The organism is Actinomadura sp. NPDC047616 (genome assembly GCF_040642915.1).
Lineage (GTDB): Bacteria > Actinomycetota > Actinomycetes > Streptosporangiales > Streptosporangiaceae > Spirillospora > Spirillospora miaoliensis.
The window spans coordinates 26,003-49,079 of the sequence record NZ_JBEYTB010000002.1 but is presented as its reverse complement, the minus strand read 5'-3'; the positions used below and the strand labels follow the sequence as shown (position 1 = coordinate 49,079).

Genomic DNA, 23,077 nt, shown 5'->3' with positions numbered 1-23,077 from the left:
CTCGGCGAGCTTCCGGGTGGCCTGCTCCGGCCCCTCAGCGGGGCGCGCCTTCCCGCATCTCCAGGAGCGGCAGGCCCGCCGCGTAACGGCGGAAGAAACCGGCGGTCGGGGTGTCCGCCGCCGCGACGACGTCCGGGGTGCCCTCAGCGACCACCGCACCTCCGTCCGGACCGGCACCCGGCCCCAGGTCGATCACCCAGTCCGCGGACGCGGCGACGGGGACGTCATGTTCGGCCACGACGACGGTGTTGCCCGAGTCGAGCAGCACATCGAGCGCGTCCACCACACGCTGGACATCGGACGGGTGCAGGCCCGAGACGGGCTCGTCGAGAACGACGAGGCCGGCCCTGCGGCTCGCGGCGCCACGCTGGATCGCGGACGCCAGCTTCAGCCGCTGCGCCTCGCCGCCGGACAACTCGGTGGCGCTCTGGCCGAGCTGGAGATAGCCGAGCCCGACCTGGTTCAGGGCTCCCAGGATCTCCGCGAGCTGCCGGGGCGCGCGGAACCGCTCCGCGGCCTCGGCGACGGTCAGCTCCAGCACCTGATCGATGGCCAGCCCCTGATACTCGATTTCCAGGGCCTCCGGCTTGTAACGCCGCCCCTCGCACGCGTCGCAGACCACCCACACATCCGGCAGGAAGTGCATGTCGACCAGCTTGCGGCCATAACCGGTGCAGGTCTCGCAGCGGCCGCCACCCGCGGTGTTGAAGCTGAACCAGGAGGCGTCGACCCCGCGCCCGCGCGCCAAGTCGGTCTCGGCGAACAGCCTGCGGACGATGTCGAACGCCTTGCTGTAGGTGGCCGGGTTGGACCGCGGCGTCCGCCCGAGCGGTTCCTGGTCGACGACGGCGACCCAGCCGAACCCCGCGAGGCCGGTCACCTTCCGCGCCGTGTCGGTCGCCGTCCCGTTCAGGGCGGCCTGCGCGTTCGTCCCGAGCGCGCCGAGCAGGCTGCTCTTGCCGCTGCCGCTCACCCCGGTCAGGCAGGTGAGCCGGCCGACGGGGAAACGCACCAGCTCCGCGGTCACGTTGTGCGCGCGCAGGCCGTGCAACTCCACCCAGCCGGTGTCCTCCCCGACCGGGCGGCGGGCCCGGCGCAGCCGCGGCCCCTCACCGGCCAGATAGCGGCCGGTCAGCGACGTCGGGTGGGCGACCGCGTCGGCGGGAGGCCCCGACACCAGGACCTCACCGCCGAGGCGGCCCGCGCCGGGGCCCATATCGATCACCCAGTCGGCCCGGGCGATCAGTTCGGGGTCGTGCTCGACCAGGAGCACCGTGTTGCCGGCCTCGCGCAGCTCCAGGGCGATGTCGAGCAGGTGCGCCTTGTCGGCCGGATGCAGTCCGGTTCCGGGCTCGTCCAGGACGAAGATGATGCCGCTCAGCTCGGTGCTGAGCTGCGCGGCGAGCCGGGTCCGCTGCAGCTCACCGCCCGACAGCGTCGCCGCCCCCCGGGACAGCTGGAGATGGGCCAGGCCGAGCCGGTCGAGGATCGCGAGCCTGCGGCCCAGGTCCTGCAGCAGCGGCTCACCCACCTCGCGCTCCCGGGCGTCCAGGTCGTCCGCCACGCGCTCGGCCCAGCCGCGCACCTCCCGTACTTCCACCTCGAGCAGGTCGGGGTAGGTCAGCCCGCCGAGGCGCACGGACCGGGCCACCCGGTCGTAGCCGCTGCCGCCGCAGGTTCCGCAGGGCTGCTTGCGCATGTACGGCAGGTAGCGCTGCTTGGCGCCGGCGGTCTGGGCGTTCACGAACACCCGTTCCACCTCGGCGAGCGCGCCCCGCAGCGGCCGGCTCGAGGTGTAGGTCATCCGGGCCGTCTCATTCTTGTTCGGTATGTCGACGCTCGCCTCGATCGCCTCGTCACCCGTGCCGTACAGCACGCAGTGACGGAACTCCTCGGGCAGCGACCGCCATGGCAGGGCGAGGTCCACGCCCCGCTTCTCTGCGAGCGCCGGCACGAACAGGTGCTCCCCCGACCGCCACTTCGCGTACCAGGGCGAGGCGCCCTCGAAGAGCGGAAGCTCCGGGTGGGTGATGATCAGGTCTTCCTGCGCCCGCCAGCGTCCGCCCGCCCCGTGGCAGTCCGCACAGCCGCCCTCGGGCGTATTGCGGTCGAAGTGAGCGGTCGTCAGATGCCCGTCCCCGCTGTCCGCCGCCGGGTCCGCGCCGATCCTCGGAAGGCGCGAGTACAGCAGCCCCAGGTGCCCGTCGATGCCGGTGATCGTCGCGACCGTGGAGCGGGGGTTGCGGTTCAGGCGGCGCTGGTCGACCGCGAGCGTCGCGCCGAGTCCCCGGACGCGATCGACCTTCGGCCGATTGCGCTGGGTGATGTACTGCCGTACGAACGGCGAAAGTCCTTCCAGATACCGCAGTTGGGCCTCGTTGTGCAGGGTGTCGATGGCCAGCGAGGTCTTGCCGCTGCCGCTCACTCCGGTGAACGCCACCAGCCGCCCCTTGGGAATGCTCACCGACACGTCCCGCAGATTGTTGGTACGAGCGCCCACCACGTCGATGGTCTCGAGCCCCATGCTCGCGACGTCCCGTACGAATGCCGTCAACCTTCGTCCGCCTTCTCGTAACGCAGCAGGGCATGGGCGGGAGAGGCCCCGCCCATGCCGAACAAACCGATCTCTATGCGGCGGCCGCTCGTCATCAATGGCGCAGAGCGGCCGCTTCGCCGAGTCCTTCCGTCCATCAGCACGTGGCCGGTCCCATGCGGCCCGTGCCGCGGATCAGGACAGGGAGGTGAGCTTGGAGATGTCGGGGGCGTAGACGCTCATCCAGTGCGGATGCAGCCGGTAGTAGACCACGTCGTTGTCCCAGTCGAACGAGTCGTCGCCGTAGAAGTCCTTGAAGTACGCGAGCAGGTACGGCCAGTCCGCGGCCGGCTCGCCGTCCTGGGGATTGAGGATCTCCACCGTGCCGTGAGTGAACACGCCCAGATCCTCACCGCGCATGTGCGCGACGCTGGCGGCGGGACGGGCGGCCAGATGACGGGCCTTGGCGGCGCCGCGCGCCGTCCCGAAGTGCCACTTGCCGTGCAGGAAGTGCCCGTCCGCACCGCTGATCCGCGGTTCGCCCTTCGCCGTCACGGTCGACAGGGCGAGGGTGCACATGCCGGTGAGGACCCCGGTGAGCTGCTCTGCCGTCAGTGTGCTCTCGGCGTTGATGATCGAGCGGAGGTGCGAGGTGGAGCGGGAGAGGGAGGCGTCCAGGAGGGCCTGGAGCTCTTTGAGTTCTTCTGGTGTTTCGCGCACTGAGGGTCGTTCCCATCCATCCATCTGTTCGTGAGGTCCCGGTCCACGTCCGCCATCGGCGCCGACCGGTGAACCCATGCTCGACCCGAAACCTGACGACTTCTGTCAGGTTTCCTCGCCCAGTTCGACCACCAGCGGGGCGATCGGCGCGAACGACGGCATCCCGCGCCGGCGCCTCCAGCGCGGCGTGCGGTTCCTCCTGAGTCTGCGATCACCAACCGTCCGCCCGTATCGGTGCAGGTCAGAGGTATCCGTTGCCGTCTTCGGCCCGTACTGCCGGGACCCCGGGATCTTGCGGCGGGCCTGCGCCGGGTTCGCTCTCGTTTCGGTCGCCTGGCTTGCCGGGGCGGCGACCTCGTCGCGTGCCGTCCGGACTCGGCGGTCAGTTCCAGGGCGTCCATTCCCTGCAGGCGCGTCGCGCAGCCGCGCGTTCTCCGCCTCCAGCTCGGCGGCGCGTCGGCGTGCGCCGAGAAGCCCGTGCGACGAACGCGGTGGGGAAGCGGGAGGCGCCGGTGCCGGAGGCAAGCGGATCGTTCCGGCGGTGCGGTGGGTCTGGCGGGCGGCGACGAAGCCGGGGGTGAAGGTGTTGTGCGGCGTGTCCGTTCGTTCGGACCTGCCCCGGCGCCGAAGACGCGCGCCTCGATCCGGCTGCTCGCCCGAGCAGCCGGGTGGGGGCGGAGGCCACGCCGGATCAGATTGTGCGGCCCGGGGTGTCCAGCCCTCGGCGGCGCGCCGGCCGGTCTGGGGAGCGGATTGAACGTGGCGCCGGTGATCCGATAGGCGGCGTCTCCGGCGCGGCGGGCGCTGTGGCGGCGGGCGGAGCTGTCTGTGGGGCGGGGCCTGTGGGCTGGGGGTTGCGGTGTCGGCGGCGCGGGGCGTGTCCGGCGCGGCGGGCGGTGTGGACGCGGGCGGAGGCGCGGCTGCCTGTGGGGCGGGGCCTGTGGGCTGGGGGATCGGGGTTCCGGTGCTGGCGGCGCGGGGGCCTGTGGTTCGGGTGCTTTCGGTGCGGGAGCGGACGGTGGCGGGAGCGGGAGCAGAAAGTCACGTCCTGACCGTCGACCGTGCCGAAATCGAGCGCCTCTCCGGAATGAAGGGTCACGACAGATATGCCGGGCGGCTCGAACTCGGCCGGATGTCGGCGGACCGGATGTTCGACAGCGCGCACCCGCAGTTTGCGGCTCTCGCAGAGTACGTCCGCGTCCGAGAAGGCCGGGATGTGCGTCGCGGTCACGGCGAGTTGGCTGGTCGGGGGCAGGTTCAGGTCGGTCGTCACCAGCGCGGCGACGGACTCTCCCGGCCTCGTAAGAACCCCGCCTGGCGCAGTAGCGGCGCGGCTTTGCCGACATTCACTTTCCGACTCAGACGGGGCGGGGACGGCTTCGGTTTCTGGCTCCGATTCACCTCGGCATCGTCGTCTGAGGCGAAGACCACACGCGCCTCGGAGCATGAGGGGGACGCGGCGAGATGTGATCAGCGTTACCTCCTCGAGTGAAAGGTCACATGCGGCAAAAATCGATCCACGGCACGTTTATGACGCCGTCAGGTAAACGCTTCCTGGCCATTTCCCTGCGGTGATCGACCGATTGTCGGTGCGGGAGGGGGGTAAAGCGAACAGGCGCCGAACGGCGCGATCTGCGTGGTGCGCCTTCCCAGCCGCCCCCCGGCCTGCTCGCCGCCGGCGGGTCCTGGCCACCTACCGCCGCCCCGGCGGCGAGGGGGCGCGGGCGAAGGGGGTGCGTGGGCCGGGCGCGCTGGTGGGCAGGGACGGCTCGAGGGGTGTTCGCCCAGGTCACGGTCGGTCGCCGGTTCGCGTCTTTTGGTGATGATCGAGCTGTCCGTGCCGCTTCGTCCGTACAGGGTGGGAGCGGCGTTCGCCGGGTGGACGGAGGTGGCCGGATGGGACCGGACCGCGCGGGGTCGGGGGGCCGGGACGTGGCGATCGTCACCGGCGCGGCGGTTGCGACTTGCCGATCGCCATGGAAAAGTCCACCATCGGCCGTTCATGTGACGATTCGTGCGGCATTGGCGGCCTGTTTGCGGGGAATGTGTAGGTTGGGTAGATCAACAGCGTGCTGAACAGCGGGGGGACGTCCCGCCGGGCAGCCGACATACACGTCGATTCAGGAGGTACCCGTGGCCCGCACCCTGGCGAGGGGCACTCGCGTGACCGGTGCCGAGCGCACCAAGCTCGCGGCCGAGCTCGCCCCTCGATACGCGTCCGGCGAGAGCATCCGCGACCTGGCCGCCGAGACCGGCCGGTCGTACGGATTCATCTACAACATCCTCAAGGAGGCCGGCGTCCCGCTGCGCGGACGCGGCGGCAACACACGGCGCAGGAAGGGCTGACCCGGCGCCGGCTCCATCTCGGGGCAGGGCGCCGGCCGCGCGGTCGCCGGTGCCGGTGCACCGGCGGTGCCGGGATGCTCGCGCACGGCCGCGGAGACGCGGCCCGGCGCGATGTCACCGGTGGCGGTCGCCGATCTCGCAGTGCGAGCCCAGCCCCGCCAGGTCGGCGGCGGCGCGTCCGGCCACCCAGCCCTCGTAGTTGGAGACCGCGCGGGCGCGGCCTCTGGTGAGGTTCGGGAACAGCTCGTCGACGGCCTGGTCGACGGCGCGGTCCCGTGCTGCCAGGACGGGGAGCAGCTCGTCCTCCGCGTTCTGCGAGGGCGTCCCGCCCCCGGCGTCGTCGTGGGCGGCGGCCCGGTCGGCGTGCGCGGCCCGGTTCGCGGCGTGGGCGGCCCGGTCGGCGGCGTCGCGCAGCCGTTCGCCGATGCGGGCGGCGTAGGCGTTGAGGAAGGCGTGCCGGAACGAGCGCGTACGGGATCGTCCCCCCGCGTCCCGTTGCGCTCCGGCGCGCACCATCGCCGTGGTCGCCTGCACCAGCAGGGAGGTGAACATCATCTCCACGGCGGCCAGATCCGCCGGGAAGCCCAGCACGGTGGAGAAGCCCAGCTCGCGATGCCAGACGGCGCGGCACCGGTTGGCCTCGGCCACCACCGTCAGCAGCGCCGCCTTCGGCGACTCGTACGGGGCGTCCACGGCCAGGCGCCGCCCGGCGGGACCGACGGCCGCCTCGGCGCCGTCGGCGCGGGCCGCCAGCAGCGCGTGGTCGATGCTGTGGCGGGCCATCAGCTCCTGCGCCCGCGCGCTGAGCGCCTCGGCCTCCTCGGGGAACTCGGTCGATTCCGCCTTGGCCAGCAGCGCCCGGACCTTGGCGAGCATCCGCTCGTCGACCGGCCCGGCGGACGCCGACGACGGCTCGCCGGGCAGCGGGGCGATCTTGGGCAGCCGCGGCAGGGTGCCCAGCAGGTGCAGGACCTCCAGCGCACAGGCGAGCAACACGGCGCGGTCGACGCCCTCGCGGCGGCACCAGCCGCGCGGCAGTTCGTGGTCATGCGTCCACCAGACCCGCGCGTCCAGCGCGGACAACTGGCCGAGCCACGCGTCGTCCGTCGTCGCCGCGGGGTAGGCGCGCGACTCGGCCGCGATCACGTCCACGACCAGACGCCGGTGCCGGTCGCCGAACGTGCGGCCGGTGAAGCGCGCGACGTCGGCGGGCTGCCAGCCGCGGTGCCAGGCGGCCGTGACCGCCTCCTGCAGGCGGGCCAGCAGCAGCCGGTCGACGAGGCGTTCGCGGCACCCGGCCAGCTCGGCGACGCAGGCGCGGAACGCGGGCAGGTCAAGGCGTGACAGCGCGCGCAGCGCCTGCGTCATCAGCGCGTCGACCATCTGTCATCCCCCGTAGCGAACATGGCCGCGGTGCCGGCCCGGCCGGCGGACGGCTCAGGTGGCGTCCTCGCCGTGCAGTTCCTCCACCACGACGCTCTGGTAGGCGCGGGAGGTGTCCGGCACGTACGTCAGACGGGCCAGCGCCCGGCCGTCCCGGTCCCTGATCTCGAAGTGGTAGCCCTCGTCGCTGCGCTCGCCGACCTGGGCCACCGCCTGGTCGTGGCGCAGCCGGCACATGGTGTCGACTTTCTCGAGCGCGACCTTGAGGGTGCCCGCGTCGCTGATGAGCCGGGCGGGCTCATTCGTCTCCCAGATCTCGAACATGGTCGCGTTCCTGTCGGCGGTCGGGGTTGGGGGTGCGGGGACTTTAACCGGTCTGCGGGATAGCTTGCGCCGATTTGATGGAACTTTCAATCAGCGCAGGTCTCGGATTGATCACTATTCGGGGCGGCGCACCTTCACAGAGTTATGCCTCCGCGGCCTCCAGATCAAGTGTCGCCCGCGATGAACTCGGCGAACGGCGTTCCGTGCGGCCATTGCACCGCCGGGTCGCCGGGATGGTCCGATTTGCGGTAGTTCTTTTGGTGTCCTGCGGAGACCTGTCCGCTGACCAGCCCAGACGCGGCGGCATGGCGCCGTTGCGCGGTCCGCGATATGAGACCCGCCACGTTCGACGCGCAGATCACGGCTTTGTGACGAGGGCACGGCGTCGGCATTCCGCATTGTTACGCGTTCGCGGTAAACCAGAACGCCGGTCTGTGCGTCGTCGCAATAACCGGCGGGCATTCCGGCCCGCCGCGCATGCCGATCACGGGAGGGTGACGGTGACGTCGGTGGCGTCGGGTTCGGCGAAGCGCACCATGGCCTCGCCTTCGGCGGCCAGCTGGTCCAGGGCCCGGCCCGGCAGCTCCTCGAAAGGGTGCAGGCGCAGGGTGACGGCCCTTCGTCTGCGCTGCGTCTCCCAGGTGCCGAGGGCGAAGCCGTCCCACAGGAACGTGGCGCGGACGCGGAGGTTCTTGGTGGTGAGCCGGGGACGGTGCGCGTCGGCGATCACCCGGCTGCGGTCGGCGTGCGCCAGCAGGAGGCTGTCGAACTCGGGCAGGAAACGCGGCGGGACGGGCGTGCCCGGATCGGGGCGCGGCGCGTCCGGCAGGTCGAACAGTTCACGGCCGTTCTCGTCGGTGAAGACGTCCAGCGCGGGACGCAGCCCGTCGAACGTCTCACCCAGCCCGGACAGGCCCGACCACGTCTGCGCGTCGGCCACCGTCGCGGGGCCGAACGCCGCGAGGTAACGCAGGACCAGGCCCCTGGGGGCCGGGGCGCCGGACGGGGCGTCGCCCAGCCACTGGTCGGCCGGCGCGAACTCGGCGGAGCGAGGGAAGGCCCAGCGGTCGTCACTCGGCACCATCACCAGCGGCAGGCACATCCGGACCGCGTGACCGAGCGCCCGTTCGTTGACCTCCGGGAAATGAGGCTGGAGCAGGGCGCGCAGCTCGTTGAACGTGCGGGGCCGGTCCGCCAGCAGGTCCCGCGCCACCGGCAGGACCGCGTCGAGGTCCAGGCCCTCGGCGCGTGAGCCGAGGGCGCGCAGGGCGTCGGTCAGCATCGGCTGCAGCGTCGCGCGGAAGGAGATGTAGTCGGCGGCGGTCACGAGGTGCAGCGTGCCGCGCATCATCGTGGCCCGGACGAGCCGCCGGTCGTGCAGGGCCGCCGCCAGCTGCTCGGCGCGGAACCCGGCGATCCGCGACCACAGCCCCAGGAACGGCGGCTTCGGCTCCTGGGCCTGCATCCCGCCCAGCCGCCCGACCGCCGCCACGACGTCCGTCTCCGCGCGGCGCAGCAGGAGCTGCCGCGCGAGCGTGGCCCGGTTCAGGGCACGCCGATCGAGCGTTTCCCCCACGCGCGACCTCCATCCCCGTCCGAGGCGGCAACCCTATCCGCGGCCACCGACACTCCAGCGCCGCACCGGCGCGTACAGGAGTAAGGACGGCGCTCCGCCGAGGAGCGCCTCAGAGAAGAGACAGGAGTAGTGGGCGCGGTTGTGCTCCGTCAGCCGGTCGTTCTCGGGCGGGTCGCCCGGCCGGTGGAAGCCGGCGACGCGGCGGCGCTCGGCGGTGGGCGGCCCGCCTGGCGGCTGAGCACGTGACGCATCGCCGCGCCCGGTGAAGCCCGACCGGTAGCAGGCGACGGGGGCGTCCAGGGCGAGCCGGCGTCCTCGAAGAGGCGGGCGGCGGCCAGCGCGGACAGTCCCTTGCCGACGGCTGACACGTTCACCATCGGGCCGGTCCGCCACGGGCGGCCGTCGCGGGGGTGCCCGCCCACAGGTAGACGACGGTGCGACCGGCCACGGTCACGCAGCCGATCTCGTCGCGTCGCGCGAAAATGTCGGCGAATGTTGCGCGCACGGCTGCGAACCGGCGGGCGCGGGTTCCGTCGATCACGGGCTCTCCCGTCCGTCCGAACCGGGCTCCGGAGAGACGGCCGCGGGTCTTGTGCGAGGTCGGCGCGATGCGGCGGTGCGGTCGCCGTGGCGCGCGCCGAGGCGGGCCCGGCCGGCCGCCTCCCGGGCATGGACTGATCACGGACGCCGCGTCACGATGGCGGCGTAGCGCTGGCTGGTGCAGCCGGTGGGACGTTCGGGAAAGCGGCGCCAAATGAGGCGTGCGCCACACTCCCGGCTCCCCGCCGCTGGACCCCCGCTTCCGCCGCAGGTCAGGACGTGGAAACCGGGACGGCGGCGAGTGGGACGGCGCCGGTGCGCGGCGATCTTTTCTTGATCTGCACGTGCATCGGCTCTTGCACCTGCACGCTATTCCTAGCAGGATTGCCCCCGGACCCCCCGCACGTGAACTCCCCGGAGATCGCGATGACCGCACACTTGAGCGACAGCGACCGACAGGCGCTGCGCCTTGCCCAGGACCTGCGCGAGCAGATGAGGCTGGCACTGCCGCAGCAGAGCGCCGCGCCCTCGGTGTCGCCGTTCGTCGATCCCTCGGGACGCCCCAGCGTCCTGATGCGGATGGACGACGAGACGGCGCGCGCCTTGATGGCGGTGCTCAGCGACCGGCTCGCGGCCCAGGCACAGGCGCAACCGCCCATGCCGCCGCAGCAGCAGTTCCCGGCCGAGCCGCGCCGCGCAGACGGCTCCCACGCGGCCCCTCCGCCGCCGACGGCCCCGCCGCCGCAGCGGCCGGACATGTCCTCGCTGCCCCCCGCGCCGGCGTTCACCCCGGCACCGGCCGTCCCCGCACCGGGCGGCCCGCTGCTCCCCACGGTCTTCCCCTCGCGCTGAGCCCCGGCGGCTCGCCGAGCGCACACCGACGCGGTCTCCACCAACGCCCGGGGCCAGAGCCCCGGGCGCGTTGGTATCTCCCGCCCGCGTGAGGGTCGCCGTCCGCCGCGCAGCACGGAATGGTGGACCGACGCTCCGGGTGACGTCGCCGCGGTCATTTCCACACTTGCGCCACCGCATCGGCCACCGCGGGCGCCTGCGCCCGTCCGGCCCGTGCCGCGTGGGCGCGCCGTGCCGGGTCCAGCGAGTTGCCGCCGAACGCCTCGCGAGCCGCCGCGTCCGGCGAGACCACCGCGACCCGGGCGCCCTGCCGCCGCAGCTCGGCGACCTGCCGGGCCAGGCTCACGACCGGCCCGAACCCCTGGGGGGACGGCGCCAGCACCACGACGCGGCGGTGACCGGCCGCCAGGTCGGCGTTGACCGGCGACCGCGCCCCGCCGTCGATGTAGCGGACGCCGCCGACGGTCATCGGGGGCCACACGCACGGCACCGCGCAGCTCGCCGCGACCGCGTCCACCAGCGGCACCCCCCGATGGCGGTGGAAGACGGTGAACGCGCCGGTCGCCGCGTCCACCGCCGTGATCAGCAGCCGGCGGTCCCGCGGCCACTCGTGGACGGGCAGCCGCGCCGCGATCACGGCCCGCCGCTCCGCCTCGGGCACCGTGCGCGCCGCCAGCGCCAGCCGGCCGACCCGCGCGCCCAGCTCGGCCGCCGTGCGGGAACGCAGCGCGGCCCACGCCCACCGCGCCAGCACCGCCCGGCCGACGCGCGCCGGGAGCTCGCCGTCGGGGGCGGCCAGCTGGGCCGCGTACCGCTGCTCGACCGGCACGCCGCAGGCCACCTGCGCGCCGACGATCGAACCGGCCGACGTGCCCACCACCAGGCCGGCCGTCGTCAGGTCCACACCGGCGTCCGCCAGCCCGGCCAGGACGCCCCACTGCCAGGCGATGCCCGTGACGCCCCCGCTGCCCAGCACCAGCGCCGTGCCGCCCATGCCCGCTCCCTTCACCGTTCCGTCGGCCACCGTATCGGCGGCGGGCGACGGAACGGCCCGGGTCACTCGTAGGGGTTGGCGGGCTTCTTGATGCGCCGGACGGACGTGCCCTGCAGCAGGTGCACGCCGCTCTCGGCGGCCTGTGGGGTGAGCGGCCGCCAGGTGCCTTCCACCTGCACCCACGCGTCGGCGGGAGGCCGGGGCAGCCCCTTGACGATCACGGGGAACGGTACGGCGTCGCCCGCGCAGCACGCCATCCGCAGCCGGGTGACCTGCCAGCCGCCGTCGCGGCGGGGCGTGACGAACCCGGTCAGGCGCACCGGCACGCCCTCGAACGAGGCCGGGTCGCCGGTCTGCGCCTGCCACGCCCGCCCGATGAACTCGCCCATCGTCATGGGGATCGGCCCGCGGTCGCGGGGCAGCGCCCCGAAGCCCTCGGCGGCCGGGCTCGGCGGCGGGGCGGCCGGGCGGTCGGCGCCGCGCGCGGCGGTGAACGACCCCAGCGCGGGCGGCGCGATCACGAAGATCGCCAGCACGGGCAGGCAGAGCAGCCACGCCACCCGGGGCCCGCGCGCATGGTCATGCCCGTGATGCCCGTCATGCCCGTCGTGCCGGTGGTGTTCCGGAGCGGCGTCGTCCGTCCACTCTCGGCGCAGGCCCGCCGCGCCCAGCACCAGCAGCGCCAGCGCCGCCGGGACGAGCACGTACCGGAACCCCGGCCGGACGTAGTTGAGGTAGTCGTCGGTCGCCAATGTGATCCACAACACGGCCCCGCCGAGCAGGATCAGCAGCAGGTTCTGCGCGGCCCTCGTCACAGCAGCACCCCTCCCACCAGAACGCTCACGGCGACGGCGAGCGCGAACGTCAGCGGGACGAACCGCACCGCGAACCGCCGTCCGAAGAATCCCGCCTGCAACGCGACCAGCTTCAGGTCGACCATCGGGCCCACGACCAGGAACGCCAGCCGGGCCGTGGGGGAGAACTGCGACAGGCTGGCCGCCACGAACGCGTCGGCCTCCGAGCAGATCGACATCAGTACCGCCAGCAGCGCCAGCACCAGCACCGACAGCCAGCCGGCGTCGGCGACGCCGTCCACCCAGCCGGCCGGGATCGCCACGTTGATCGTCGCGGCGGCGGCGCCGCCCACCACCAGGAAGCCGCCCGCGTGCATGATGTCGTGCCGCATGGCCTGGCGGAACGCCTCCCACCGGCCGGCGCCCGCGGTCTCGGGACGGGACGGGACGCGGATCCAGTCGCCCCGGCCGACCAGCAGCCACGTCCAGCCGGCCAGCACCGCCACCAGCAGCGACGCGGCGAACCGCCCCACCACCATCTCCGGGCTGCCCGGGAACGCCACGGCCGTGGCCACCAGCACCACCGGATTGATCGCGGGCGCGGCCAGCAGGAAGGTCAGCGCCGCCGCCGGGGCCACCCCGCGCGCCATCAGCCCGCCCGCGACCGGCACCGACGCGCACTCGCAGCCGGGCAGCACCGCACCCATCGCCCCCGCCACCGGCACGGCCGCCCCCGGCCGCGACGGCAGCACCCGCTTCCAGAACGCCGCCGGGACGAACGCCGTGATCGCCGCCGACAGCATCACCCCGAACACCAGGAACGGCAGCGCCTGCACGCAGATCGCCACGAAGATCGTCGTCCAGGCGTGCAGCGCGCGGCCGTCCACCGCCGGGGCCACCCAGAGGCGTCCGGCGACCAGCACCGCGGCCAGCGCGGCGAATCCCCAGGCGGCGCGGGTGCCGGGCGCCACGGGCCGGCCGGGAGCCCAGCCCGGGGGAGGAAGGAGATCATCGTCGTCGGCCGTCCGCAGGCCGGCGGGGTCGGTCATGGAGATCATCGTCCCACATGCATCCCATGTGCGCAGTCGTCACATTCACCTCAATGGACGCGCCGTGATGTGAGCAAGGCAATGCCAACGTCAATATTGATCTCTTCGTGATCGTGCGAAGATCGGTAGGGCCCCGGGCGGCGGGATCGCCTGCGGCGCAAGGGTTCGCGGACTTCCGTCTCGCTCGTCTGAAAGATCGCTAAACCGACGATCTACCTGCACAAGGGTAAAATCGGGTCCGTTTTTGCATCCCTTGGGTAAATCGTCCTATACTCAAGTCCTGTCCTGGTCAACCAGCCATTGACCTGGCCAATCGCATAGCCGTCGCCTCCCGCCCGCCAGGCGGGACCCCCCTTCGCCGGTTCGCGGCCGACCATGCAACGGCCGTATCCAACGGGGGCACTGGAGCTCCGACCGGCAGGCATCTCACCCGTTTCATTCCGTACGCGCACGCTCGCGGCCACCGGGGGTCGCTCTCAGGTGCGCGCACGCGGCCGACCCTGCCCAACGGGCGGCCCACTTCGCACGGGTCTCTTTTTTCCCGACGGCCCATCCGAGCTGTGTCTCGGAGCCGTTTCCCTGCACCGACAACGCGCCGCCGTGGCGTGCCCGCAGGAGACGGCTGCTCCCTGTCCGCCGAACGAAGGATTCCTATGCAGCAGCGTGCGCTCAATGTCGTCATGACCGCCGTGACCGGCTCGTGCCTGGCCGGCATGCTGGTGGCCGGAGTGGCCGCCGCAAGTGACGACGCCGCCGCGCCCAAGACCATGCCGTCCCAGCAGACGCTGGCGGCGGCCCAGGAGAACAACGTTCTGAGCCTGCGGCAGAACCAGGCCGCCCAGGGTGAGGCCGCCCAGGCCGACGCCCTTTCCCAGCCCGCCAAGAAGCCCGAGAAGAAGGCCCTGCTGACGGGCCGCACGACCGCGTCCTACTTCTGGGACGACGGGTCCGGCATCAACGGTGACACCGGGGCTCCCGCCAGCGGCAGGCCCATGCAGAAGGGCCTGTTCGCCAGCCCCAGCTGGCCCCTGATGACCAAGGTGCGCGTCACCTACAACGGCCGCAGTCGCGTCGGCTTCATCGGTGACCGCGGGCCGGGCGCGCCGTCCCACAACGGCGTGATGCTGGACCTGGACACCTACACGTTCCGCTACCTGCTGGACGGCGGGAAGCCCGCCAGCAAGTACAACGCGGGCACCGGCGAGGGCCACCTGCGAGGTGTGAAGTACGAGGTGCTGGAGTGGGGCGACGGCCCCGGCACCAGGGGTGCGCCCCGGCCTCTGTAAGGGGGCGGCCCCCTAGGGGACCCCTTGGGGCGCGCCCACACGGCACGCCCTGGGGAGCCGTGGAGGGCGCCGTCCACAGACGTCCCTCGCGGAGTCGGCAAGAACGCCTCGGTGGTCTACGGACCGCCGGGGCGTTCGCGCACCCCGGTGTCAACGGCCCCCGGCGCCGGCGGCCCGCGGTGTCAACGGCCCAGGGCGCCGCGGCCCCAGCGTCAGAGGCTGCCGGTGTCAACGGCCCGGCCGCTGGCGGGCCGGCGTCAGCGGCCCGCCAGCGCGGCCACGACAGGGGCGAACTCCTCCATCTGCGTGTCGGACACCACGTAGTAGGAGAAGCCGTAGGTGTCCCGGCGCGCGGCCATCTGCTCGGCGATGTGGTCGGGCGGGCCCACGAACTGCGACGGCATGTCCAGCACCAGCTCCGCCGACGAGGCGCCCCAGCCGCGCAGCACCGCCACGCGCGCGGCCGCCTCGCGCGGCCCGGGGCCGAACGTGGGCGACACCAGCATGCTCAGCTCGACGTCGCGTCCCTGGGCCCGCACGTGGTCGACCTTGCGGGCGATCGTGCCGGGCAGCCGCTCGGTGATCTCGTCGGAGATCGTGCCGTCCGGCAGGGCCCGGGGCAGGATGCCCACGATGTCGGCGTAGCGGCCCGCCAGCCCCAGCATGCGCCTGCTGCCCGCCCCCACCAGAAGCGGAGGCCGGGACGCCGGACGCGGGAACACCTCCAGATCGCGCACGCTGTAATGCCGGCCGGTCATGGAGACCTTCTCACCGCCGAGCAGGCCGCGCAGGATCCGCAGCGACTCCTCCAGCCGTTCGACCCGCACGCCCGGCGGATCGAACGGTATGCCCGCCCGGTCGTACTCCTCGCGCAGCCAGCCCGCGCCGACGCCCAGCTCGAAACGGCCGCCCGAGACCTGGTCGAGCGTCGCCGCCTCCTTGGCCAGCAGCACCGGATGCCGGTGGTCGTTGGCCAGGACGAGCGTGCCGACGCGCAGCGTGCTCGTCGCGCAGGCCGCGGCCGTCAGCGCCACCATGGGGGCGAACTGGTCACCGAACGGTTCGGTCAGGAAGTGGTCGCGCAGCGTCACGGTGGCGTATCCGAGGCGCTCCGCCCGTCGCGCCACGGCCGTCAGCTCGTCGGCCGACCGGGCGCTCTCGACGACCACGCCGAATCTGAAGGGGCGTCGTTCTCCGGTGCTCATGCGCCCCATGCTGGCTTTCGGACGCGCGGTCGCGCTGGCAGGAATCCGACGTCACGCTGCGGGGCGCGAGCGTCCGGCGGGGCCAGTGGCGACGGCGCGATGCCTGGCTCAGGTGTCCAGAGAAAGGGCGTTCTGTCGGCCATGTGGTCCCGCCGGACGCTTTCATGCTGACATCCGAACGCGGTTTCCGGAAGGTGCGTGTCACCCTGTGGAGCGGTCCGATTTCGGAAACATTAAGGTAACCATCCGGCCACCCCCACGACGGTCCGCGGCCGCGCCGGGTCAGGCGGCGGCGATGAAGGCATGGGCGCGCCGGAAGAGGCCCAGGGTGATGGAGTGCAGCAGGTCGCCGGTCTCCTTCGGCGCCTTGCCGGCGAAGGCCCGGGCGTGGGTGCCCTCCAGGACGATGCCGAGCTTGAAGCAGGCCAGCACCGCGTACCAGGTGATCGACGCCAGGTCGCGGCCGGCGACCGCGTCGGCGCGTTCGGCGTAGGCGGCGACGAGCTCGTCGGTGCCGGGCAGCCCGCCCGGCGCACCCAGCGGCCCGGCCAGCGCCGCGCTCGCGTCGCCGTGGCGCGGCCAGGTCGCCAGCAGCCAGCCCAGATCGAGCAGCGGGTCGCCGATCGTGCACATCTCCCAGTCGACGATCGCGGCCACCCGGGGCCCGTCGTAGGAGTACATCAGGTTGGCCAGGTGGTAGTCGCCGTGCAGGACGCCCGGCCGCCACGTCGCCGGACGGTTGGCCTCCAGCCAGCCCGCGACCTTGCCCAGGCCGGGGATGTCCGGCCCGGGGTAGCCGTCCAGCGCGGCGTAGGACTCCAGCTCCGCCATCCACCGCCCCACCTGGCGTTCCAGGAAGCCCTCCGGCCTGCCGAAGTCGGCCAGGCCCACCGCGACGTGGTCCACGGCGCCCAGCGCCGCCAGCGCGCGGGCCGCGTTGAGCCCCATCTCGTGGCGCACCGCCGGGTCGGCGGCGTGCCGCTCGGGCAGCTCCACCGAGGCGTTGAACCCCTCCACCGGCGTCATCAGGTAGAACACCGAACCGCCGAGCACCTCGTCCGGGCAGGCGGCGATGACGCGCGGGGCGGGCACGTCGGTGCCGTCCAGCGCCGACAGCACCCGGGCCTCGCGCATCAGCACCTCGTTGGTGCGGGACCGCAGGTGCCGGGGCCCGCGCCGCAGAACGTAGTCGCGCCCTCCGCGGCGGAACCGGACCAGGACGTTCTGGGTGCCGCCGGTCAGCTGCGCCACGTCCTCGAACGAGCCGCCCGGCAGCCCGGCGGCGTCCATCCACCCGGCCAGCGCGGCGAAGTCGACCAGCGTGGGATCGATCTGCTCGGGCTGTTGCACGACGTGTCCTTCCCCGGGTCCTCGGCGGGCGCCGAAAAGCGGGCGCATCCGCGCAAGCGGTGATGTTACGGTGCCGCATGCCGGCCGCGGGACTCCGGTGCGACTTCCGGGACCACCACCTTTGCAGTGATGATTCGCAACTCGCTCCCTCATTCCCCGGTCGGCGCCCTCCAGACCCCGAGCGGTGGCCCATGACCGAAGAGACCCACGCCGACCTGATCGCGTGTGAGGACGCGCTGATGTTCGTCAACGCGGCGATCACCTCCACCGGTCAGCGGGAGTTCCACCACGACGCGGGCGAGCAGCGGCTGTCGCTGGACTTCCTGCACGCCTACATGCTCGCCAACTACCGCGAGGTGTACGCGGCGGCGCTGGCGCTGGACGTCAACGACCACAACGCCGTGATGATCATCCGGAACCTGCTGGCGCACGCCGCCGAGGTCGGGCCGCAGCGGCGCCGCATCGAGGGACGGCTGATCGCCCGGCGCCTGGAACTGCTGCCGCCGCAGCGCGTCTACCGGCTGTTCCGCCAGGTGCGCCGCGCCGGGATCAACAACCGCCGCGTCCGCGACGCCCTGCGGATCTTCGAGATCCATGATGGGCAGTGCGGTGTGCTCGTCTACGTGGCCGACGCCCTGGCCAGCGCGTTCGTCGTGCCGCACCCCGACGACTACCGCGCGCTGCACGCCACGCTCGTCGAGGACCTGTTCGGGGAGCTGATCTACCACTACGCGCTGCTCGCCGCGCCCGCCGCGCCGTTCCCCGTCCGCATCGACGACACGGCGGTGCGGTCGCCGGCGGACCTGCGGGCCCAGGCCGCGCTGCGCCGCCGCGAGTGGGCCGACTTCCACGACGAGGTCATGGCGGCCGGGCTGTTCGGCCAGATGTCCCGGTATCAATCGGTCCAGGCGCTGCACGACTTCGAGCTGACGCGCTTCCTGCCGTCGTTCACCCCGCGCCGGGAGAACCACATCGGCGAGGTGATCACCGACGGGGACGCCCGCGTCGCCTACCTGAAGACCTTCCGGCTGTCGGAGACCCAGACCCGGCGGGGCTACCTGCTCACCCGGCTCGCCGAGTACGACTGGAACCTGCGCGCCACCGCCGCCGCCCTCGGCACGGACGAGGCGGCGCTGGCGCTGCGCCTGGAACGGGCGGGCTTCGGCTACCTGCTACGCCAGGACGTCCTCGACCACTTCCGCGCCCAGGCCCGCACCCCCGCCTCCGGACAGCGGCCGGCCGCCCGCCGCCGCTGAGGGCGCGCCGCCGCGAGGACACGGCCGACCGCGCGGGGCCTTGAGCCGACGGCCGGGCGTTGGGTGGCCGCCTGCGCCCGCGGGGGCGCCCCGGCGAACGGTCAGGCGGGGCGGAGTCCTGCGAACAGGTCGTCCTCGCGGGCGGGGGCCTCGACGCGGCTGGAGCGGCGGACGAACGCCTCGGTGCCGAAGACCACCTGCTGGACCTCCTCGGGCAGGCGCAGCAGGAAGATGTTCTCGCCCTGGCTGGCGTGGGCCTCCAGCGCCTTGCGCTTGCGGGTGGCGTAGGCCGAGACGTCCACCACGCTGGTGATCAGCTCGTCGGGGGTGCCGAAGTCGTCGGGCAGTTCCATGTCGGGCATGTCGAGACCGGACGCCCGCAGGTGCTCCGTGAGCTGCGCGACGCCGGACCGGGGCACGGCCGTGTAGTAGAGCTTGTCCGGCACGCCGCTGAGCTCGGCGGCGGCCATCGTGATGCGGTGGGCCTGGATGTGGTCGGGGTGGCCGTAGCCGCCGTTCTCGTCGTAGGTGACCACGACCTGCGGGCGGTACCGCTCCATCAGCGCCGCCAGCCGCCGCGCCGCGTCCTCGACCGGCACGTTGGCGAACGCCCCGGGGTGCTCGTTGGTGGACCAGCCGACCATGCCCGAGTCGCGGTAGCCCAGCAGCTCCAGGTGCTGGACACCGAGCAGGCCCACGGACTCGTCGAGCTCGGCGAGCCGCCGCCGGGCGACCCGGTCGGCGTCGTGGCCCGGCTCGCCGGGCTTGGCTCCGTTGTCGTCGTCGCCCTGCTCGCCGTTGGTGCAGGTCACCAGGACGGTGCGGACGCCCTCGGCGGCGTGGTGCGCCAGCACGCCGCCGGTGCCGAGCACCTCGTCGTCCGGATGGGCGTGGACGGCCATCAGGGTCAGTTCGTCACTCACCCGGGCCACTGTAGGCGGTGCCTGCGACATTCCCGGCCCGCCGCTCGCCGCCCGCAGCCCGCGGCGCCGCCCGTCGTCCGGCGCCGCGGCCGCGTGTCAGCTCAGGGGCGGCCCGGTCTCCGCCTGCGAGGCGGCCTCGCTGGCGGACAGGTCGGCGCTGGTCAGCGGGTGCGCCAGAGGGGCGAAGGGGAACATGGAGGTGGCCTTCAGGCCGTCCACCACCAGCAGCTCGCCGGGTTCCAGGAGCCGCCAGCCCGGGTCGTCGTCCATCCGCTCGCTGGCGATCACGTACGCGGGCGCGGTGTGACGGCCGTCGCCGTTCGGGCCGACCACGTCGAGGCTGCCGGGTTCGTGCGGGGACTGCAGGTGCCGGAAGCCGCCGAGCCGGGGCTTGAGCACCCACAGCTCGTTCTGCTCGGGGTAGCGCAGCGCCCACAGCCTGCACGCCTCGGCCAGCAGCAGGTTGAGCGAGTACACCGGCAGTTCGGCGGCGATGCGGCGGATCGCCGCGACCAGCCCGGCGGTGGTGTCGCCGTGCCTGCGGATCTCGGCGGTGACGTAGGCGAACACCCGCTCGGAGTCGGTATCCCCCTCCATCAGGGCCTTGTCCACGTCGGTCAGCCAGGAGTCCAGCACGTCCATGCCCTTCACCACGCCGTTGTGCGCGAACAGCCGGTCGTTCATGTCGAACGGGTGGGCGTTGTGCACCGAGACGGGGGTGCCGGAGGCGTACCGGACGTGCGAGACGAAGGTGTGCGACACCACGTTGCGGGCGTGCGAGGCGAAGTCGGCGTTCTGGTACGCCGCGATCGGCGCCCGGTCGCGCACCGGCTCGTCTCCGAGGGAGAACCAGCCGAGGCCGGTGCCGTCGGGCATGCGACGGCTCTGTGCCTTGAGGCTCTGCGGGGCGTCCAGCAGCCAGAACGTGGCCCGGACGCGGGGGCCGCCGGTGGTCATCCCGAAAAGTCGGCACATGGTCTCACCCTGCCGGAGGTCACTCGGCCGCGTCGGGGTCGCGCACCGCGCCCGCCGTCCCGGGGTGCCCGCGGTGCCCGCGCCGGACGAAGAACCAGCCGACGAGCAGCGCCGCGGCGATCGCCGGCACGGCCATTACGGTCATGTGCCCGGCCCCGTCCCGGTCGAACCACATCAGCACCGCCACCGCCAGCAGGAACGCCAGGGTGAGCGGCTGGGTGACGGGCGAGCCGGGCAGCCGGTAGGCGGGCCGCCGCACCCGGCCCAGCCGGGCCCGCCGCACGAACTGCAGGTGGGACAGCATGATCATCGCCCAGGTGCCCAGGATGCCGATGGCCGCGAGGTTCAGCACGATCTCGAAGGCCCGCGACGGCACCCAGTAGTTGAGCCCCACGCCCAGCACGCAGATCGCCGAGGTCAGCAGGATGCCGCCGTAGGGGACCTGGGACCGGCTCATCGCCATGGTGAAGCGCGGCGCCGACCCGGCCGCGCCCAGGGAGCGCAGGATCCGTCCCGTGGAGTACAGCCCGGAGTTCAGGCTCGACAGCGCCGCGGTCACCACGATCAGGTTCATCACGTCGCCCGCCGCGGGGACGCCCAGCTTCGCCAGCACGGTGACGAACGGGCTCTCGTCGGCCGAGTAGGCGTTCCAGGGCAGCAGCATGGCCAGCAGCACCACCGAGCCGACGTAGAACAGCAGGATCCGCCAGACGATGGAGTTGATGGCCTTGGGCATGACCCGTTCGGGGTCCTGGGTCTCGCCCGCGGCCACGCCGACCAGCTCGGTGGAGGCGTAGGCGAACACCACGCCCTGGATGACGACCAGCATGGGCAGCACGCCGTGCGGGAACACGCCGCCGTGCTGGAAGATCAGCCCCGGGCCCGAGTCGTGGCCGCCCACGTGGTGCCCGGTGACGAGCAGGCCGATGCCGATGAGCATGAACGCCACCAGCGCGCCCACCTTGACGATGGAGAACCAGAACTCCAGCTCCCCGAAGATCCGCACCGAGATCAGGTTGACGGTGAGCACGACGGCCAGGGCGATCAGGGCGAGCGTCCACTGGGGGATCGGGGTGAAGGCGTCCCAGTAGTGGATGTAGAGGGCGATGGCGGTGATGTCGACGATGCCGGTGGTCGACCAGTTGAGGAAGTGCATCCATCCGGCGACGTAGGCGCCCTTCTCGCCCATGAACTCTCGCGAGTAGGACACGAACGACCCCGATGACGGCCGGTACAGGACGAGCTCGCCGAGTGCGCGCACCACCATGAACGCGAAGAACCCGCAGACCGCGTAGGCGATGGCCAGGGAGGGGCCCGCGCTGGCCAGCCGTCCGCCGGCGCCGAGGAACAGGCCGGTGCCGATGGCCCCGCCGATCGCGATCATGTTGACGTGCCGCGTCTGCAGGGACTTGCGGTAGCCCAGGTCGCCGGCGTCCACCGGGGCGCCGGGGCGGGGGTGCGCCGCGGCGGTGTCCGGCCGGGTACGGGCGGACGGGTGCGCCGCCCGCGGATCGTTGTCGCTCACGCGTCGTTACCGCCTTCCCACGGGTCGTCTCCGCGTCGGACCCGGTGCAGTTTCGGATAAGAGACCCAAACATGTCAAAACGGGCTGCCGAAAATGCCGGGAAGGTGCAGAAGATCGGTTCTTGGGACGCTTCGTCGACGGCCGGGACGCCGATGCCCTACGGTCCTGTCATGGCGACGCCTCTGGTGCTGCTCGACGTGGACGGTGTGCTGAACCCGTTCGAGCGACCCGCGCGCGATTACCGCGGACACCGCTGTTCGCCCAACGGCGTCACCTACCGGCTCTGGCTCAACTCACGTCACGGCCCCATGCTGCGGGACCTCGCCCGCGCCACGGGCGCCGAACTGGCATGGGCGAGCTACTGGTGCGACGAGGCCAACGTCTGGATCGCCCCCAGGGTGGGGCTGCCGAACCTGCCGTTCGTACCGATCCCCCCGTTCCCGGGCGCGGGCAACGGCGTCACGCTCGGCTCGTGGAAGGCCCGGCACGTGGCGCGGTGGGTGGAGGGACGGCCCTTCGTGTGGTTCGAGGACGAGCCGGACGCCACCGACTGCATCGCGGCGGAACCCGGCGTGGGGGAGCACCTGCTCGTCGCCGTCGACCCGAGGCGGGGGCTCTCCGAGGAGCACCTCGACCAGGCCCGCGACTGGCTGCACGCCCTGCCCCGCTGACGCTCCCTGGCCGACACCGCCCCGCTGACCCCGGACAAGGGGCGAGGCCCCGGCCGGGAGTGCACACGGTGCGGCCGGGGCCTCGCCTGGGGGGTCAGCAGGTGTCGAGCAGACGCGTCAGGGCCGACTTCTCGGCGCTGTCGACGCTGAGGTCGTAGCGGTACTTCACGTCGATCCAGGAGCGGGCGTACATGCAGTGGAACGAGGTGAGCGGCGGCCTCCACTCGGCCGGGTCCTTGTCGCCCTTCTCCTGGTTGACGTTGTCGGTGACCGCCCACAGCTGCGAGCTGGTCAGGTCGTTGGCGAACTGCTGGCGGAGGCTGGTCGTCCAGTTGCTCGCCCCCGACCGCCACGCCTCGGCCAGAGGCACCATGTGGTCGATGTCGATGTCGGACGGGTTGGTCCAGGTGGCCCCGTCGTACGGGCTGACCCACGACCCGGAGGTGGGGTAGCAGTTCGTGCCGACCTGGACGTTGCTGCCGTCCCGCTTGAGCACCTCCTCGCGGGTGTTGCAGGTGCCGGAGACGGTGGTCCAGTGGGGGAACTTGTCACGGCTGTAGCCGCTGGAGGACCCCTCGGAGGCGACGCGCAGCGCGGCCAGGTGCGACACGGAGGTGCTCTTGTCGGGCGGGGGCGGCGGCGCCGCGAAGGCGGGCGGGGCGGGCAACGCGGTGACGAACGCGGCGGCCCCGGCGAGGGCGACGGTGGCGGCGGTGACAGAGGGCCTTCTGCGGCGCATGGGGTTCTCCTGGTGTCAGGGACTGGAGTCACCCCT

General features: G+C 72.7%; 20 protein-coding genes. 5 read left to right on the top strand and 15 right to left on the bottom strand.

Annotated elements, in window-relative coordinates; all coding sequences use genetic code 11:
* Positions 1-34: 34 nt before the first annotated feature.
* Both ABZ801_RS04695 and ABZ801_RS04690 read right to left on the bottom strand, forming a co-directional pair.
* Positions 35-2,524, bottom strand: coding sequence for an excinuclease ABC subunit UvrA (locus tag ABZ801_RS04695; protein WP_360692833.1), 2,490 nt, complete (start codon positions 2,522-2,524; stop codon positions 35-37).
* Positions 2,525-2,728: 204 nt separating this feature from the next.
* Positions 2,729-3,253, bottom strand: coding sequence for a pyridoxamine 5'-phosphate oxidase family protein (locus ABZ801_RS04690; RefSeq protein ID WP_360692830.1), 525 nt, complete (start codon positions 3,251-3,253; stop codon positions 2,729-2,731).
* 2,133 nt (positions 3,254-5,386) lie between these two features.
* On the opposite strand from ABZ801_RS04690, the gene ABZ801_RS04685 reads away from it, so the two are divergent.
* Positions 5,387-5,599, top strand: a complete 213-nt coding sequence (locus ABZ801_RS04685; protein ID WP_067911029.1) for a helix-turn-helix domain-containing protein — start codon at positions 5,387-5,389, stop codon at positions 5,597-5,599.
* A 114-nt stretch (positions 5,600-5,713) separates the two neighbouring features.
* On the opposite strand, the gene ABZ801_RS04680 is transcribed toward ABZ801_RS04685, so the two are convergent.
* The 4 genes from ABZ801_RS04680 to ABZ801_RS04665 all read right to left on the bottom strand — a co-directional run bounded on the left by ABZ801_RS04680 (position 5,714) and on the right by ABZ801_RS04665 (position 9,423).
* Entirely contained in the window at positions 5,714-6,982 is a 1,269-nt protein-coding gene (locus ABZ801_RS04680; RefSeq protein WP_344950702.1) for a DUF2786 domain-containing protein, read from the bottom strand.
* A gap of 54 nt (positions 6,983-7,036) precedes the next feature.
* Positions 7,037-7,306: a hypothetical protein gene (locus ABZ801_RS04675; protein WP_344950698.1), complete on the bottom strand. Its 270-nt coding sequence runs from the start codon at positions 7,304-7,306 to the stop codon at positions 7,037-7,039.
* 484 nt (positions 7,307-7,790) lie between these two features.
* Complete coding sequence (locus tag ABZ801_RS04670) at positions 7,791-8,882, bottom strand: winged helix DNA-binding domain-containing protein (RefSeq protein ID WP_344950695.1); 1,092 nt, start codon at positions 8,880-8,882, stop codon at positions 7,791-7,793.
* 370 nt (positions 8,883-9,252) lie between these two features.
* On the bottom strand, positions 9,253-9,423 hold the full coding sequence (locus tag ABZ801_RS04665; protein WP_360692825.1) for a hypothetical protein: 171 nt from the start codon (positions 9,421-9,423) through the stop codon (positions 9,253-9,255).
* Between the two features lie 425 nt (positions 9,424-9,848).
* Here ABZ801_RS04665 and ABZ801_RS04660 point away from each other — a divergent pair, with 425 nt between their 5' ends.
* Positions 9,849-10,274 (top strand): hypothetical protein, encoded by a 426-nt coding sequence (locus ABZ801_RS04660; protein WP_360692822.1) that lies wholly within the window; start codon positions 9,849-9,851, stop codon positions 10,272-10,274.
* A gap of 154 nt (positions 10,275-10,428) precedes the next feature.
* Here ABZ801_RS04660 and ABZ801_RS04655 read toward each other — a convergent pair whose 3' ends face one another.
* The 3 genes from ABZ801_RS04655 to ABZ801_RS04645 all read right to left on the bottom strand — a co-directional run bounded on the left by ABZ801_RS04655 (position 10,429) and on the right by ABZ801_RS04645 (position 13,120).
* Positions 10,429-11,268, bottom strand: a complete 840-nt coding sequence (locus ABZ801_RS04655; protein WP_360692819.1) for a patatin-like phospholipase family protein — start codon at positions 11,266-11,268, stop codon at positions 10,429-10,431.
* A gap of 62 nt (positions 11,269-11,330) precedes the next feature.
* Complete coding sequence (locus tag ABZ801_RS04650; protein ID WP_360692816.1) at positions 11,331-12,083, bottom strand: TIGR03943 family protein; 753 nt, start codon at positions 12,081-12,083, stop codon at positions 11,331-11,333.
* Complete coding sequence (locus tag ABZ801_RS04645) at positions 12,080-13,120, bottom strand: permease (protein ID WP_360692813.1); 1,041 nt, start codon at positions 13,118-13,120, stop codon at positions 12,080-12,082. The genes ABZ801_RS04650 and ABZ801_RS04645 overlap by 4 nt, the downstream gene beginning before the upstream one ends.
* 644 nt (positions 13,121-13,764) lie before the next feature.
* Here ABZ801_RS04645 and ABZ801_RS04640 point away from each other — a divergent pair.
* Positions 13,765-14,397, top strand: coding sequence for a hypothetical protein (locus ABZ801_RS04640; protein WP_360692810.1), 633 nt, complete (start codon positions 13,765-13,767; stop codon positions 14,395-14,397).
* Between the two features lie 257 nt (positions 14,398-14,654).
* Here ABZ801_RS04640 and ABZ801_RS04635 read toward each other — a convergent pair whose 3' ends face one another.
* Together ABZ801_RS04635 and ABZ801_RS04630 are read right to left on the bottom strand one after the other, a co-directional pair.
* Positions 14,655-15,602, bottom strand: a complete 948-nt coding sequence (locus ABZ801_RS04635) for a TIGR03621 family F420-dependent LLM class oxidoreductase (RefSeq protein WP_360692807.1) — start codon at positions 15,600-15,602, stop codon at positions 14,655-14,657.
* A 282-nt stretch (positions 15,603-15,884) separates the two neighbouring features.
* The gene (locus ABZ801_RS04630; RefSeq protein ID WP_360692805.1) at positions 15,885-16,952 is read right to left on the bottom strand and encodes a phosphotransferase family protein; all 1,068 of its coding nucleotides are present in this window, start codon (positions 16,950-16,952) and stop codon (positions 15,885-15,887) included.
* A 191-nt stretch (positions 16,953-17,143) separates the two neighbouring features.
* Here ABZ801_RS04630 and ABZ801_RS04625 point away from each other — a divergent pair, with 191 nt between their 5' ends.
* Positions 17,144-18,208 carry a hypothetical protein gene (locus tag ABZ801_RS04625; protein ID WP_360692802.1) on the top strand — a complete coding sequence of 355 codons (1,065 nt, stop codon included), beginning with the start codon at positions 17,144-17,146 and terminating at the stop codon, positions 18,206-18,208.
* Between the two features lie 101 nt (positions 18,209-18,309).
* Here ABZ801_RS04625 and ABZ801_RS04620 read toward each other — a convergent pair whose 3' ends face one another.
* From ABZ801_RS04620 to ABZ801_RS04610, 3 genes are all read right to left on the bottom strand, one after another.
* Positions 18,310-19,131 carry a PIG-L family deacetylase gene (locus ABZ801_RS04620; protein WP_360692799.1) on the bottom strand — a complete coding sequence of 274 codons (822 nt, stop codon included), beginning with the start codon at positions 19,129-19,131 and terminating at the stop codon, positions 18,310-18,312.
* Between the two features lie 96 nt (positions 19,132-19,227).
* Positions 19,228-20,106, bottom strand: coding sequence for a class II glutamine amidotransferase (locus ABZ801_RS04615; protein ID WP_360692796.1), 879 nt, complete (start codon positions 20,104-20,106; stop codon positions 19,228-19,230).
* 19 nt (positions 20,107-20,125) lie between these two features.
* Entirely contained in the window at positions 20,126-21,631 is a 1,506-nt protein-coding gene (locus ABZ801_RS04610) for an amino acid permease (protein ID WP_360692793.1), read from the bottom strand.
* A 170-nt stretch (positions 21,632-21,801) separates the two neighbouring features.
* Between ABZ801_RS04610 and ABZ801_RS04605 the strand changes: the two genes are divergently transcribed.
* Positions 21,802-22,302, top strand: a complete 501-nt coding sequence (locus ABZ801_RS04605) for an HAD domain-containing protein (RefSeq protein WP_344950662.1) — start codon at positions 21,802-21,804, stop codon at positions 22,300-22,302.
* 94 nt (positions 22,303-22,396) lie between these two features.
* On the opposite strand, the gene ABZ801_RS04600 is transcribed toward ABZ801_RS04605, so the two are convergent.
* Positions 22,397-23,041, bottom strand: coding sequence for an HNH endonuclease family protein (locus ABZ801_RS04600; protein WP_360692790.1), 645 nt, complete (start codon positions 23,039-23,041; stop codon positions 22,397-22,399).
* Between the last annotated feature and the right edge of the window lie 36 nt (positions 23,042-23,077).